This is a genomic window from Aeromonas sp. FDAARGOS 1410 (assembly GCF_019048745.1).
Taxonomy (GTDB): Bacteria; Pseudomonadota; Gammaproteobacteria; order Enterobacterales; family Aeromonadaceae; genus Aeromonas; species Aeromonas jandaei.
Genome location: NZ_CP077401.1, coordinates 4037887 through 4051688 on the forward strand (window position 1 = coordinate 4037887; position 13802 = coordinate 4051688).

Consider the following 13802-nt stretch of genomic DNA (forward strand, 5'->3'; position numbering starts at 1 on the left):
CAAAGGAGCTTATGATGCGCTTTGCCTCTCTCTCTGTGGTGCTGTTCGCCCTGCTGGGTGGCTGCAGCAGCGGGCCGTCAGCACCAACGTTTGAACCCGGAACCATGGTGGCTCGCTCGCTCGGTGACTGGACCTTCGGCGCCACTCCGCGCTACGCCCTGGCGGAACAGTATCAGTTTGCCGGCGATCAGGCCGAAGGGTGGCTCGAACCCATCCAGAATGCGGTCAGTAAAGAACTAAATGGCAAGGGGTGGCAGAGCGTTCCTCTTGATGAAGCGGATCTCTGGGTCGCTATCGGTGTGGCGGGTGACAAGGATATCAGCGATGGCCAGATTTTTGCCCGCCTGGGTATGACCCCTGGGGTGCAGGCTGCACCGGATCAGCGCAAGGGCACCCTGGCCATTGTGTTGCTCGACCGCAAAACCCAGAAAGCCGTCTGGAGCAGCGTCATCTCGCTGGCCAGCGATGCAGCCATTGCCGATAACCAGCGCCAGGCTCTCAGCCAGCAGCTCGCGGCCAAACTGCTGGCGCCAGTCCCCACCCACTGACGTCCTCATCAGTTTCTTGCTGATGATTTGAATAAAAAGAGCGGCTTGTCAGATGACAAGCCGCTCTTTTTGTTGGCACGCGCCGGGATTACTTCAGCTTGCAGGTGAGCAGGGTCACCCCTTTCTGAGTCAGCAGTGCCTGTTTGTCCTGATTCCAGAAGGTGGTCACGCCGTCGGAATATTTGGCACCGTTATCCGATTCGACACGGCCCAGCTTGTGATAGACCCCGGCATAGGGGAACTGCACCATGTCAGCCTGAGCATCATAGGTAATGGCCAACAGCTCTTCCCCGCACTGGTACTGACTGTACTGATACTTGGTGGGTTGCGGGCTGGTGCACGCAGCCAGACCCAACAGGGGAAGCAGAGCGATCATTTTTTTCATTGCACTTTCCTTATGTCATGGCGTTATCGATGGAACAACGCTTCGGTTATCAAGCCTCAAGGATTTGATAACTATGGGTAATTTGTACCGCTTTTTCCAACATCAGGGAAACAGAACAATATTTCTCCATCGACAACTCGACCGCTCTGGCGACCTGCTTTTCTGCCAGCCCCTTGCCGGTCACCACAAAATGGAGATTAATCTTTTCAAAGACCCGGGGCACGCTGTCAACCCGCTCACCGTCGAGTTCAACATGGCAAGCCGTCACGACCTGACGCGCCTTCTCCAGAATGGATACCACGTCGATGGAGCTGCAACCACCCACGGCCAGCAACACCATCTCCAGCGGGCTGGCCCCCTCGCCCGGGTTGGCGCCATCCAGGATCACCTTGTGCCCTGATTCGCTCTCCCCGACAAACTTCATCCCTTCAACCCAGCTGACCTTGGCTTTCATCTCGCATCCTCTTTGGTTAAGCCTGTGCTTATGATGCTCCTAGCATACCCCAGCCATCACGGCTTCGGCATCTCTTCACCCGACCGGGTAACCACAGGGGCAAGATGATTGGGAGGTTAATAGATCAAAATCAACATCTCCCCCCCCTATCTTCCCTAGAATGGCTGAAGCGGCGCAGCAGGCATTACTCAAAGGGCTCTATTCAAAAGGGCGCAAAGCCTTGTCAGCACAGACAAAGGCTCTTATCCTACTGCGACTAATACAAGGAATGGCAAGAGTTGGCTGCTTGCCTGGACGCTCGAGTCCATAAAAAGACACTACAGAGGAATTCTCATGGTTATTGGCAAACCGCAAAGCGATCCCACCCTGGAATGGTTCTTGTCGCACTGCCACATTCATAAGTACCCCGCCAAGAGCACCCTGATCCACGCGGGTGAAAAAGCGGAAACCCTCTACTACATCGTCAAGGGCACGGTTGCCGTGCTGATCAAGGACGACGAGGGCAAAGAGATGATCCTCTCCTATCTCAACCAGGGGGATTTCCTCGGCGAGATGGGTATGTTCGAAGAGAACGAAAATCCCGAGCGCTCTGCCTGGGTACGCGCCAAGGGCTCCTGCGAAGTTGCCGAGATCTCCTACAAGAAGTTCCGTCAGCTGATCCAGGTCAACCCGGATATCCTGATGCGCCTCTCCGGCCAGATGGCCAAGCGCCTGCAGCACACCAGCCAGAAAGTGGGTAACCTCGCCTTCCTGGATGTAACCGGCCGGATTGCCCAGACCCTGCTGAACCTGGCCAAACAACCGGATGCCATGACCCACCCGGATGGCATGCAGATCAAGATCACCCGTCAGGAGATCGGCCAGATCGTCGGCTGCTCCCGTGAAACCGTTGGCCGCATCCTCAAAATGCTGGAAGAGCAGGAGCTCATCTCTGCCCACGGTAAAACCATTGTGGTATTCGGTACCCGCTGATCCACTGGTCCCGGACCACTGGCTCCAAAAGGCTGCTACGGCAGCCTTTTTTGATCACCTCCCCTATAATCCCGAACGCCCGTTCCAGCTTTCGCCAAGAGAATCGCTATGCACCTTCACTGTCCCCGTTGCCGCAGCCAGCTTCATCTGCATGAAGCCTCCAAAGGTCGCTACTGCGACAACAAGCACCACTTTGATCCCGCCCCGGAAGGCTATCTGGATCTCATCCCCGGCAAGAAAAACCCCAAGGACAGCGACAGCCGGGCGTTGATGCGCGCCAAGCGTCACTTTCTCGAACAGGGCCACCAAATGCCGCTCGTCGAAGCAATGGCCAGCCTGCTCACCCCCCTCGAGCCGCGCGAACTGATCCATCTGGGCTGTGGCGAGGGCTACTACTGCCGCGCGCTGGCCGAACGCCTGCCGGGCTGGCAGTTTGCCGGCGTCGATATCGCCAAGAATGCCATCTTTGCCGCCACCAAGGCGCAGCCTGACGGCAGTTTCGTCATTGCCGATCCAGCCAAAGCCCCGCTTATGCCAAACTCCGCTGACTTGCTGCTGGTCAACGACCTCAAGATCAAAACAGAGCAGCTGGTCAACTGGCTGGCACCGGGCGGCTATCTGCTCTATCTGCAGCCGGGCCCCCGCCATCAGTGGCAACTCAGAGTCAGCCTCAACCCGATCAGCATGGAACACCCGCTCAGCTGGCCGGCCCTCGCAGGCCTGACCAAGATTGCGCAGCAACGCGCTCAATTCTCCCAGACTCTCGATCAGGGACTGCGCAGCTTTATTCTGGAAACCAGCCGCCTCGGCTGGCGGGCCACGGGTGAGCAGCGCCACGCGTTCACCCATCAGGGCCCAGACGAACTGGAACAGGATCTGCTGCTGACCCTGTGGCAAAAACCGCTCTGATCACAGTGCGAGAGCAGGCTCCCTGCTCTCGCCGACCCCCTTTGAACATCAAAACGTGATTTGGTTCACACGCTCAATCATTGCTCTCCCCTTTGCCCTCCCCCCAGCCAAAGTCAGATTAAAAAACTAACAATCTGAATTAACTAGACTTTTAAACTGTACAAACCTGACACACTCAACATATTCATCTCCTTATGGCGCCAATTAAACACAGATAGATTCAGCGCCAGTCAAGGTTAGGGCGCCTACCGTGTGGCTATCGGACCATTTCCGATTTAACAGAACCGAATACAGGTTCGGAAGTGTTTACATCAGAGGAATAAGCATATGAAGAAGTCTGCACTGACTATGGCCATCTCCAGCCTGCTGCTGGCGAGCGGTGCCCATGCTGCTACTGTGTACAACCAGAACGACACCAAGCTGGACATCGGCGGCCGCGCTCAAGGTGCTTACTATGGCACTGACAACAACAGCGCCGAAGGTGACCAGAGCTATTTCCGTCTGCACGTTGCAGGCGAAACCAAAATTGCTCCGGAAATGAAAGCGTTCGGTTTTGCCGAATACAACCTGCCGACTTCCGGTTCTGACAACGATGAACTGCGTTATGCCTACGCCGGTATCAAGCACGACCGCTTCGGTGCCTTCAGCTACGGTCGTCAGGATGGCCTGTTCACCAAAGCCGTTAACAACTACACCGACGTACTGCCCGAGTGGGGCGGTGACGGCCTGGGTAAAAATACCGAAGTATTCGGTACCGGTCGTACCAATGGCCTGGCCCAGTACATCTACACCTATCAGGGTCTGACCCTGGGCGCCCAGTTCACCGGTAACAACGATCCGCAGAACTCCGGCCGCAGCGAAATCAACCAATCCTTCAACGGTAACAACCCGTATGTTGCTGGCACCAACTGGAATAGCACCGGTTCCAAAGAGGGCTTTGCCTTCTCCGCCAACTATGACTTCAACATGGGTCTGAGCCTGGGTGCCGTATACAACCAGGCAGGCAAGACCGACGAGCAGGCTAAATACGCTGCCTTCGGTGGCGAGAAAGATGCCAAGCTGATGGGCTTTGGTGCCAAGTACGCTGCTGATAACCTCTACCTGGCCGCTACCTACTCCCACGGTGAAGATCACCTGTTCGTCAAGAACGGCTACGCCGAGAAGATGGATGGTTACGAAGCCGTTGCCCAGTACACCATCGGCAAGTTCAAGCCTTCTCTGGCCTACCTGCGCACTGACGTGAAAGATGGCGCTCACGGTATCGATGATACCTACACCGAGTACGTATCTATCGGTGCCTGGTACAACTTCACCGACAACTTCAACGCTTACATCGACTACAAACTGAACCTGCTGGATTCCGTAGATGGCAAGTCCGTCAACTCCCTGGGTCAGAACACCGATGACGTTGTTGCTGTAGCCCTGCAGTACAACTTCTAAGTTTTTAGAAGTCAGTTATACCTGTGAAATCAATGTCCACTGTTTGAATTTCTTCCGGCCGCTTGCGGCCGGTTTTTTATTGCGCCTTTTCAGCACCTTGCATATAACTATCGAGCGGAGAGTTGCCAAGTGCCGCTATCTGCATACAAAAAAGGTGCACAGAAGGACATTCACGGATGAAACGACTGTTCTGGAACAAGATCTGGTGGCAGATGTGGTTGATACTGTCGCTGCTGTTGGGAAGTCTCGGTTTTACCGCCCCCGCGCAGGCAAGCTGGGACAAGAGCCTCTACCGTCAGCTCGGCCTCGCCGGCAAACTCGATCAGCAAACCTTTCGCAAAGCGCTCAATAGCTACCAGAGCGTGCGCCATAAAAACAAATCCATTCTGACCATCATCGATTACAGCAAACCATCTACTCTGCGCCGGCTGCTGGTCATCGATATGAAACGCTACAAACTGCTCTACTACACCTGGGTCAGCCACGGTCGCAACTCTGGCGAACTGGCCGCCCATCAGTTCTCCAACCAACCCAACTCGATGAAAAGCTCTCTCGGTGTCTATCGCACCGCCGAAACCTATCTTGGCAAGCATGGCTACTCGCTGCGGCTGGATGGTCTGACTCCGGGTCTGAACAGCAATGCCCGCAAGCGAGCCATCGTGGTGCACGGAGCAGACTATGCCAGCCCGCGCCATCTGCTCAAATATGACAAGCTGGGCAGAAGCTGGGGTTGCCCTGCCCTTCCCCAGGAGCAGGCCAGAGCCATCATAGATACCATCAAGGGGGGGAGCGTGATCTACGCTCACGGATAAAGAAGAGGGCCAGCAATCGCTGACCCTTTCCTTGAACACTTGTTTTTAAATAACCGTACAGCTCGTTTTATTGGCGAACGACCAGCACCGGGCAAGGGGCATGACGTACCACAGATTCGGCAACACTGCCCACCAGCAGGTGGCTGATGCCGGAGCGACCATGGCTCCCCATCACGATGAGATCCGCCTCATCATCATTGGCCTGAATGACAATCTCATCGGCCGCGCGGCCAAAACGGATGTCAAACGTGGCGGGAATCGGCAAGGTAGCCACCAGCTCCTTAAGCTGGGTTCTGGCCTGACGCTCCATCTCGTGAGTAATCTCGACAGCAGTCATGTGCAGGATCTTGTAGCTGTCAAAACCATGCAGTTGATCGACGACGTGAACCAGCTTTAACCGGGCGTCATGGCTTTGCGCCATGAATACTGCATAGTCGAGAACCGCTTTGGACATTTGAGAAAAGTCGACGGGACAAAGCAGTGTCTTGATCGATGGCATAAGCAGTCTCCTCTACTGATTGGGGTGCTATTGAATCTCAACGAGATCATATCAACCCGACTGTAAATAACTCTCGACCCTGTCGCAAAACGAGCATTCAAAGGGATGGTTACCGCGCCTCCCGGAGAGAGCATGGTGTAAAATAAGGTATTAACTTCCCCTTTTTAGCTGCCCTCGAGAGGCCGATTGTGACCATACTGCGTATCGGTTGTCTGTTGGTCTGTTATCTCTGCGCATCTCTCTTCTGCCGCGCAGAATCACTCCACGTCTATTGCGACAACTGGCCCGGTTTCTGTCAAACCGATGGACAAGGGTTCTACCTCGATTTGGTCAACAGCATCTATCAACCCCATGGTTACACCATCGTCCCCCATATTGTTCCCTACAAGCGGGCCCTCGCCATGGTGACCCGCAACAAGGGGGACATGGCACTGGGGGTCTATCAACATGAACTGGGCGATGTGCGTATGCCGGAATACCCAGATTCAGCTGACGATCTCTCTGTCATCATGCTCAAGCAGTGGCAGCCCAAATGGCAGGGGGAGCAGAGTCTGGCTGGCCAGCAGGTGTTATGGCAGCGGGGATGGGCACTGGACAAATACATATCAGTACCCATGAACTGGCATGAAGTGGACAGCTACGAGATAGCCCTCCTGCTGCTCGAGAAGGAGCGCTATCGCTATTACATGACCGTCGGTGTGCTGCACGTCGCCAATCCGCCCCCCACCAGCATGAGCCGCATCTTTTTACGCTGGATCCCCACCTATCCTGTTTTTAGCGACAGCGAGCGAGGGGAAGCACTGCAGCAGCTTTGGGATAGGGAGATGGTCAATCTGATCCGCAGCGGCAAGCTGGCCAATATCTATCGGCGCCATCAGCTTTACGACTATTACCAGGGCTTTATCAAGGAGCAGGAAGCGAAGGCAGGGAAATAAGGTAATGACAGATATAACTATATAAACGTCATGGTCAAGTCTTCAGCATGTTGGCCGATAGAGGGAGGTGCTTATCTATAAAAAAGAGTAAAAACATGCAGATATACATGCCTCCTTAGGCCGTGCAGATCCGGCTGCTGGCAGCGATAAATCAGGTGAACCTCAAGGAAAAATCGCACAGCTGCAAGCAAAGGCCGCCAAGATTCAAAAACAGATCAATTCGCTTCTCAAGCCTGATGAAAATGCCCCGAATGACAAAGAGTCCGCCAAATTGCGGCAAGACCAGATAAAGGTTCTGCAGCAACAACTGGCAATGATCATGGTTGAAATTGCTCGCCTGCAGGCTGATAAAGCCAAAGGAGACGAGCCTGCCCCCCAAGAGCAAGGGACACCTGCGGCAACCGATCGCACCACTCTGCCACTGAACAGCACCTTTACCATCAAGGTTTAGCCAGCTACAGCCCAGTCTCAGGGCTTGCCATACCCCTTGGCCAGTCGGTCATAGAGGATCACGTTGACCGATGCGGCCAGATTCATGCAGCCTTGGGTCGGCACATAAACCACATCTTTCACCGCCCCGTAGAGGGCAGGATCGAGCGTGCCATCCTCCGGTCCGAAGATATAAAAAGCGCGCTCCGGATGGATATAGTCGGGGAGCGGTGTAGCGCCATCGATCAGATCGACCACCACGGGAACACTCCCTTCCGGCATGAATTGCAGCAGGTCATCAACCCCGAGCAACGGGATCTTCTCCACCATCTGCTTGGTATCGGTGGCAAAGCGGCGCGCCAGTTCGAAGCGGTTGCCGGTGTAGTAGACCTCATCCACCCCGTAGCAACCCGCAGCTCGCATCACGGCACCGACATTTTCCGGGGATTTGGGATTGACCAGCCCTATGCAGCAGAATGCTCTCTTTTCCATCATCTCTCCTCATCTTGCGGCGGCCATTATAAGCCGTTGCAGGGCCACCGACCCGTTAAAAGTCCCCTCCCCAGATAAACCGCTTGCCAACCCAGCTTTGAATGTCGATTTTTTGTGCGCAAGCCGACAAATTTTGTACAAGTCGATAGCCGGCAAACGTTTCTCAGCAATAATGAACAAACGTTTGCAAATGGATGTTTGTCTATGACTGAGCGTGAACAAGAGATCCTCGCCCTGCTGCGTCAGGATCCCATGATTGCCCAGCAGGAGCTGGCCGATCGCCTCGGTATCAGCCGCTCTGCGCTGGCCAGCCACATCTCCAGCCTGATCCGGCAGGGGTATGTGCAAGGCAGAGGTTATGTACTGCGAGAAGGCCCCTACGTGGTGGTGATCGGCGGTGCCAATATGGATATTTGCGGCACCAGCCACGACAACCTGCTGCTCGGCGACTCCAATCCGGGCAAGGTGCGCACCTCGGCCGGTGGTGTTGGCCGCAATATCGCAGAGAATCTGGCACGGCTCGGCAGCGATACCCGACTGCTGACCGCAGTCGGCAACGACCAGTATGGTCACCATCTATTGGAAGTGAGCCAGCGGGCCGGCGTCGATGTGCGCCAGACTCTGGTGCTCGATGGCCACACCACCTCCTGTTATCTCAGCCTGCATGATGGTAGCGGCGAAATGAGCTGTGCCATCAATGACATGGCCATTATCGAGCAGCTCACTCCTGCCCGCCTGACCCCACTCGGTGGCTTTCTCGGCGGTGCCCGGCTCTGGGTGCTCGACACCAATCTGGCCATCCACACCCTCGACTGGCTGTTCGAGCGGCAAGGTGAGCACGCCATCTTTGTCGATACTGTTTCGGTGGCCAAGGTGGAGAAGATCCGCCCCTGGCTCGGCAAGATCCACACCCTCAAACCCAATCGCAGCGAAGCCGAGCAGCTGTGCGGCATGACCATCGCCGGGCCCGAAACCTGGCCCATGGTGGCCGCCTGGTTCCACCGCGCCGGGGTCAAGCGACTATTCCTCAGTCTGGGTGAACAGGGAATCTTCTACAGCGATGGCGAGCAGCAGGGCCACCTGCCGGTGCTGGGTAGTCCGGTACTCAACGTCACCGGCGGCGGGGATGCCTTTATGGCTGGCCTCGCCCACGCCTGGCTGCAAGAGCTCGACATTGCCCAGACCACCCGCTTTGCCCTGGGCTGCGCCGCCCTCACCGTCAATTGTTCCGATACCGTTTTTTCCGGTCTGAGCAAGACCGCCGTTGACCGCATACTGGAGGAGTACTCATGCTGAACGCTTACCTCGATATCCAACCGGAAGTTGCTGCCGCACTGGCCGCCGGCAAACCGGTGGTCGCCCTCGAATCCACCATCATCTCCCACGGCATGCCCTATCCGCAGAATGTGGAGACGGCCCGTCAGGTTGAACAGGTGGTGCGCGACAACGGTGCCATCCCGGCCACCATCGCCATCCTCGACGGCCGCCTCAAGGTAGGTCTGGATGCCGGTGCGCTGGAAGCGCTGGGCCGGGCTGGCCACAGCGTGACCAAGTGCAGCCGCCGCGACATTCCGTTCGTACTGGCGCGCAAGGGAATGGGAGCCACCACGGTCGCCTCCACCATGATCATCGCTGCCATGGCGGGGATCCGGGTCTTTGCCACCGGTGGCATTGGTGGGGTACATCGCGGCGCGCAGGAGACCTTCGATATCTCGGCCGATCTGCAGGAGCTGGCGCAAACGCCGGTGGCCGTAGTCTGTGCCGGCGCCAAGTCGATCCTCGATATCGGGCTGACACTGGAGTATCTGGAAACACAAGGGGTGCCGGTGATCGGCTATCAAACCGAAGAGTTGCCCGCCTTCTACACCCGCGAGAGCGGCTTCAAGGTTGATTATCGACTGGAGAGTCCGGCAGCCATCGCCGAGGCGCTGCGCCTCAAGTGGGAGCTGGGACTGGCGGGCGGCGCCGTGGTGGCCAATCCCATCCCGACCGCACACGCCATGCCGAAAGCCGATATCGACGCAGCCATTGCCCGAGCGCTCCATGAAGCGGACGAGCAGGGGATCAAGGGCAAGGTGTCTACCCCCTTCTTGCTGGCACGTGTCTGCGAGCTGACTGGCGGCAACTCGCTGGCGGCCAACATCCAGCTGGTACTGAACAACGCGGCGCTCGGTGCCCGCATCGCCGCCGCACTGTAATCAAGCGCAAATGAAAGGAGGGCCTGTTGGCCCTCCTGCTATCACATGTTTTTTATCTCGTTGCCGATGCCCTTGACGGTATCGCGCGTGCCGTGACCTATCTCCCTGGTCACATCACGGGTCGTATGACCGATCTCCCGGGTGACATCACGAGAGGTATGGCCAATCGTTCGACCAACCCCCTTCATCTCGGCACACCCCGTCAGCAACACGCCCGCAATCAGCAGAACGCATTTCATCTGTACTGTGCTCATGTCACTTCTCCCGGCGTTATCACAGTGGTCTGGCAACCAGCAGGGTATGGCCCGGCCCCGGAATGTCGTGATCCTCCTCGACATGGAACTCGGCCTCGCGCAGACACTGGTACAACTCCTTGGAGTGGTAGAAGCGGCTGTTGCCATTGGCCAGACAGGTAAAGTAGAGAGAGGTGGCATTGAGGCTGAAGCTCGCTGCCTCGAACGGCTGCCGATCCCAGAACAGCTCCAGAATGCACAACCTGGCCCCCTCCTTCATGCTGCTTCTGATCCGCCGCAGCATGGCCACAATCTCGTCATGGCTGAAGCAGTCGAGAAACTGGCTCATCCACCAGATGTCCGCCTCACCGGGCAACGCTTGCTCCGACAGCAGGTTGACAGGATACCCCTGCACCCGCTCGGCAAGCCCCGCGACCCGGATCTGCTCGCTGGCCATGGCAATCTGCTCGGGCAGATCGAGAATGGTCACCTGCAGTTCGGGACTGCGCCGGGCACACGAGATGGCCCACTTGCCGGTATTACCCCCCAGATCGTAGAGGTGGCGCGGCTCGTAGCCGAGTACCAGATCCTGCGCCTGCTTGAACGCCCAGTCCGAATAAAAGTGATCGAAACGAAACCAGCTGCTGCGCGCAGGCTCAGGCAGATCCTTCAGATGGGCATAGAGATTTGACCAGTCGCCAAACTCCTTGAGCCCGGCAGGCGTACCGCTTTCGATGGCCTGCTGCAGGTGGGCAAGGGGCTTGTAACAGACGTGCTGGACAAAATCCATGTTGACCCGGGTCATGGGATCGCTCAACAGATAGTGACCCACCTTGTCCAGCAGGTAGCACTCCCCGTTGAGGTGGCAGATGCCGCCCCCCAGCCCCATGTCGAGCAGTACGCTGACCGCATACTCGGTCAAGCCGGTCGCCTCGGCGATCTGCGCCGCGGTCGCCCCTTGCCGCTCTTTGGCAAGAAACGCCAGAATGCCGAACTCACGCAAGCTCCAGGCTGCCTGAAACAGCATGGGCGCAAAAGCGATCCGCTGGGCCTGACTGATGGCATCCAGTGCGTTATGACGATCCGCCTGATAGTGATTCAAGAGACACCGACCTTACTTGTTGCTGCTGGCGCGATTCAATTCGATTTGAATTGCTTCGTTCAGCCCAATAATCCAGCGGTTGTAATTGCGGTGGATTTTTCCTTTACCCTTGTCATCCAAATTGACGCTGCTCACATAATTAATGGAGTAATTAACGGTGTTATAAGGAATGCTGATATTGGCCTGATGTTGGCGAACCTGAATATGGCCAGTAATTAACCCGGGCTGATCTTCACGCATTACCCACTTTTTACTAACACCGGCATTAATAATGGCGCGAGAAACATCCTTTTCACTCAGATTGGCCGGAACCAGACTATTGGTCATATTCATGACCGGCTGGGAAGTGGAGCAACCGGCAACCAACAGCAGTGTTAATGCGCTGATAATAATTTTGAGCATTTTCATTTTTGTAACCCTTTGTAATTGGAACCTGTCAAAGCCGACCCAATGAGACAATAAAATGTGTGTCCTTTCAATAAATAAAGGTGAGGGTGAATACTTTCTTCATACTTGTAACTTGCGTCACTGCTTGCCTCTGTTCTTGATTTGAAATGGTGGTAATATGCACGTCCTATTCAAATCCTTAACTGGAGCTGAACCACTGGGGGAGCCCGTGGTCGAGTCTCCCCGTTAGCATCATCCTGTCAAGGTCGTTTCGTGTACAAGAATTCCTCTTTTTCCATCGTTGAAAGCTACGCGCTGGCGCCGGGTCTCACCACCCGGGAGCAGTGGCAAGGCTGGGCGAAAGAGGGGATCTGGCCAACGCAATCGCCTGTGGCAACGCCCCACATCCCCATGATGGTGGCACGCCGCATGAGCTTGGGTAGCCGCCTTGCGGTAGAAATGGCCCTCGACATGATGTCGCGCCATACGGTAGAGGGGGCTGTGTTTGCCAGCCGCCACGGGGAGCTGGATCGCTCCATTGGCCTGCTGACGGCACTGGCACAGGCGCGCAGTCTCTCCCCCACCGATTTCTCCCAGTCAGTACACAACACCGCAGCCGGGTTGACCTCCATTCAGGGCAAGCAGCCCATCCCCATGAGCTCGCTGGCAGCGGGGAGCGGTACCTTTGCCGCGGCCCTGCAGGAAGCCATCGGCATGCTCGCCGACGGTATGGAACGGGTACTGGTGGTGGCCTTTGAGGGTACGCTGCCGACATTTAGCCAACCCTGGCTCGGCGATGAACCACCGCCCCATGCGGTGGCAATGTTGCTGAGCCGGGGCGATGAGTGGCAGGGGAGTGCGCTGGCGACGGACACTGGCGCAACCGGCAAGAGCGATGCACTCGCGTGCTGGCGCGCCTTGCTGGACGGCATGCCAGAATTTAGCATCACCGACGGGCGCAGGGAGTGGCTATGGCAGCGCAATTGAATCGGCTCTGGCGCCTGATTGGTACCATGCTGGGATTTACCCTGTTCGGAATTGGTTGCCTGCTGCTGACGCTGGTCTGGTTTCCACTGCTCTGGTTATTGGTACGCGGGGAAACGCGTCGCCACCTTGCCCAAAGCACCATCAGAATAAGTTTTCGTTTTTTCCTCAATGTGCTCAGGCAATTAAGGGTGCTGGATTATCGCTTTCACAATATGCCCCAACAACTGAGTGGCGTATTGGTATTGGCCAACCACCCCAGCCTGCTCGATTATGTATTGCTGGCGGCTTACATGCCGGAGTGCGACTGTATTGTCAAAGAGGCGCTCTGGCATAATCCGTTTGTCGCCGGCATCGTGCGGGCCGCCGGTTATATTCCCAATGCCGCGGCCGAAACACTATTACCGGTATGTTGTGAACGCCTGCAACAAGGTGCGGTACTGTTGGTCTTTCCGGAAGGCACCCGCACGACCCCCGGCGAGCCGCTGCAACTGCAACGCGGCGCAGCCCATCTGGCCGTCCGTTGTCAGGCCTGGCTACAACCGGTTCGCATTCACTGCTCGGCCCCGTTTCTGACCAAACAGCACAAATGGTTCCATGTGCCCGCGCACAAGCCACTCTTTACGGTAGAGTTTCTGCCACAGTGTCAGGCTCGGGACCTGATGCCGCACGAAGAGGCCCCTTCGCTGGCCGCGCGGCATCTCACTCACTATTTCAAACGGGTATTGAGCCCGGCCCAATCCGCCTCTGTATGGACTCAAGATGCAACAAACATTAACTGAAGAAATCAAACAACTGATCATCGACAGCCTCAACCTCGAAGGCATGACGACTGCCGATATCGACACCGACGCCCCGCTCTTCAATGACGGTCTCGGCCTCGACTCCATCGATGCACTGGAGCTGGGACTGGCGATCAAGGGACGCTACGGCATCGTGCTCTCGGCTGATGACGAGAATACCCGTCGTCACTTTGCCTCTGTTGCAGCCCTGGCTGCCCTCGTCACCCAGCAGCGGGGATAA

At 56.5% G+C, this 13802-nt stretch carries 19 protein-coding genes; 12 read left to right on the forward strand and 7 right to left on the reverse strand.

Features of this window, described 5'->3' with window-relative positions; all coding sequences use genetic code 11:
* Positions 1-14 precede the first annotated feature (14 nt).
* The gene (locus tag I6L40_RS18760; protein WP_071914647.1) at positions 15-548 is read left to right on the forward strand and encodes a DUF4136 domain-containing protein; all 534 of its coding nucleotides are present in this window, start codon (positions 15-17) and stop codon (positions 546-548) included.
* An 88-nt stretch (positions 549-636) separates the two neighbouring features.
* Here I6L40_RS18760 and I6L40_RS18765 read toward each other — a convergent pair whose 3' ends face one another.
* Complete coding sequence (locus tag I6L40_RS18765; protein WP_033114602.1) at positions 637-933, reverse strand: MliC family protein; 297 nt, start codon at positions 931-933, stop codon at positions 637-639.
* 49 nt (positions 934-982) lie between these two features.
* Positions 983-1387, reverse strand: a complete 405-nt coding sequence (locus I6L40_RS18770) for an OsmC family protein (protein WP_033114601.1) — start codon at positions 1385-1387, stop codon at positions 983-985.
* Positions 1388-1720: 333 nt separating this feature from the next.
* On the opposite strand from I6L40_RS18770, the gene crp reads away from it, so the two are divergent.
* The 4 genes from crp (at position 1721) to I6L40_RS18790 (ending at position 5520) form a co-directional block, all read left to right on the forward strand.
* A complete protein-coding gene (gene crp / locus I6L40_RS18775; RefSeq protein ID WP_005335304.1) occupies positions 1721-2359 on the forward strand; it encodes a cAMP-activated global transcriptional regulator CRP in 639 nt (212 codons plus the stop codon).
* Between the two features lie 108 nt (positions 2360-2467).
* The gene (locus I6L40_RS18780; RefSeq protein WP_071914650.1) at positions 2468-3268 is read left to right on the forward strand and encodes a putative RNA methyltransferase; all 801 of its coding nucleotides are present in this window, start codon (positions 2468-2470) and stop codon (positions 3266-3268) included.
* A gap of 327 nt (positions 3269-3595) precedes the next feature.
* Entirely contained in the window at positions 3596-4708 is a 1113-nt protein-coding gene (locus I6L40_RS18785; RefSeq protein WP_041210524.1) for a porin, read from the forward strand.
* Between the two features lie 176 nt (positions 4709-4884).
* The gene (locus I6L40_RS18790) at positions 4885-5520 is read left to right on the forward strand and encodes a murein L,D-transpeptidase catalytic domain family protein (RefSeq protein ID WP_033114598.1); all 636 of its coding nucleotides are present in this window, start codon (positions 4885-4887) and stop codon (positions 5518-5520) included.
* Positions 5521-5587: 67 nt separating this feature from the next.
* On the opposite strand, the gene I6L40_RS18795 is transcribed toward I6L40_RS18790, so the two are convergent.
* Positions 5588-6019: a universal stress protein gene (locus tag I6L40_RS18795; RefSeq protein ID WP_033114597.1), complete on the reverse strand. Its 432-nt coding sequence runs from the start codon at positions 6017-6019 to the stop codon at positions 5588-5590.
* Between the two features lie 194 nt (positions 6020-6213).
* Between I6L40_RS18795 and I6L40_RS18800 the strand changes: the two genes are divergently transcribed.
* Both I6L40_RS18800 and I6L40_RS18805 read left to right on the forward strand, forming a co-directional pair.
* A complete protein-coding gene (locus tag I6L40_RS18800) occupies positions 6214-6954 on the forward strand; it encodes an ABC transporter substrate-binding protein (protein WP_071914696.1) in 741 nt (246 codons plus the stop codon).
* Between the two features lie 181 nt (positions 6955-7135).
* Positions 7136-7405 carry a FlxA-like family protein gene (locus I6L40_RS18805; RefSeq protein ID WP_239693843.1) on the forward strand — a complete coding sequence of 90 codons (270 nt, stop codon included), beginning with the start codon at positions 7136-7138 and terminating at the stop codon, positions 7403-7405.
* 17 nt (positions 7406-7422) lie between these two features.
* On the opposite strand, the gene I6L40_RS18810 is transcribed toward I6L40_RS18805, so the two are convergent.
* A complete protein-coding gene (locus I6L40_RS18810) occupies positions 7423-7875 on the reverse strand; it encodes an RNA methyltransferase (protein ID WP_071914654.1) in 453 nt (150 codons plus the stop codon).
* Between the two features lie 204 nt (positions 7876-8079).
* Between I6L40_RS18810 and I6L40_RS18815 the strand changes: the two genes are divergently transcribed.
* Together I6L40_RS18815 and I6L40_RS18820 are read left to right on the forward strand one after the other, a co-directional pair.
* Positions 8080-9171, forward strand: coding sequence for a PfkB family carbohydrate kinase (locus I6L40_RS18815; RefSeq protein WP_043850319.1), 1092 nt, complete (start codon positions 8080-8082; stop codon positions 9169-9171).
* Positions 9165-10073, forward strand: coding sequence for a pseudouridine-5'-phosphate glycosidase (locus tag I6L40_RS18820; RefSeq protein ID WP_216994701.1), 909 nt, complete (start codon positions 9165-9167; stop codon positions 10071-10073). Before I6L40_RS18815 ends, I6L40_RS18820 begins: the two co-directional genes overlap by 7 nt.
* 41 nt (positions 10074-10114) lie before the next feature.
* Here I6L40_RS18820 and I6L40_RS18825 read toward each other — a convergent pair whose 3' ends face one another.
* From I6L40_RS18825 to I6L40_RS18835, 3 genes are read right to left on the reverse strand one after another with little or no spacing between them, the layout of a single operon-like run.
* The gene (locus I6L40_RS18825) at positions 10115-10327 is read right to left on the reverse strand and encodes a hypothetical protein (RefSeq protein WP_209297075.1); all 213 of its coding nucleotides are present in this window, start codon (positions 10325-10327) and stop codon (positions 10115-10117) included.
* Positions 10328-10346: 19 nt separating this feature from the next.
* Positions 10347-11408: a methyltransferase gene (locus tag I6L40_RS18830; RefSeq protein WP_209297076.1), complete on the reverse strand. Its 1062-nt coding sequence runs from the start codon at positions 11406-11408 to the stop codon at positions 10347-10349.
* Positions 11409-11420: 12 nt separating this feature from the next.
* Positions 11421-11816 (reverse strand): hypothetical protein, encoded by a 396-nt coding sequence (locus tag I6L40_RS18835; RefSeq protein ID WP_201931388.1) that lies wholly within the window; start codon positions 11814-11816, stop codon positions 11421-11423.
* Positions 11817-12068: 252 nt separating this feature from the next.
* On the opposite strand from I6L40_RS18835, the gene I6L40_RS18840 reads away from it, so the two are divergent.
* From I6L40_RS18840 to I6L40_RS18850, 3 genes are read left to right on the forward strand one after another with little or no spacing between them, the layout of a single operon-like run.
* On the forward strand, positions 12069-12782 hold the full coding sequence (locus tag I6L40_RS18840; RefSeq protein WP_216994702.1) for a beta-ketoacyl synthase chain length factor: 714 nt from the start codon (positions 12069-12071) through the stop codon (positions 12780-12782).
* 26 nt (positions 12783-12808) lie between these two features.
* On the forward strand, positions 12809-13561 hold the full coding sequence (locus I6L40_RS18845) for a 1-acyl-sn-glycerol-3-phosphate acyltransferase (RefSeq protein ID WP_254204058.1): 753 nt from the start codon (positions 12809-12811) through the stop codon (positions 13559-13561).
* The gene (locus tag I6L40_RS18850) at positions 13542-13802 is read left to right on the forward strand and encodes a phosphopantetheine-binding protein (protein ID WP_208737774.1); all 261 of its coding nucleotides are present in this window, start codon (positions 13542-13544) and stop codon (positions 13800-13802) included. The genes I6L40_RS18845 and I6L40_RS18850 overlap by 20 nt, the downstream gene beginning before the upstream one ends.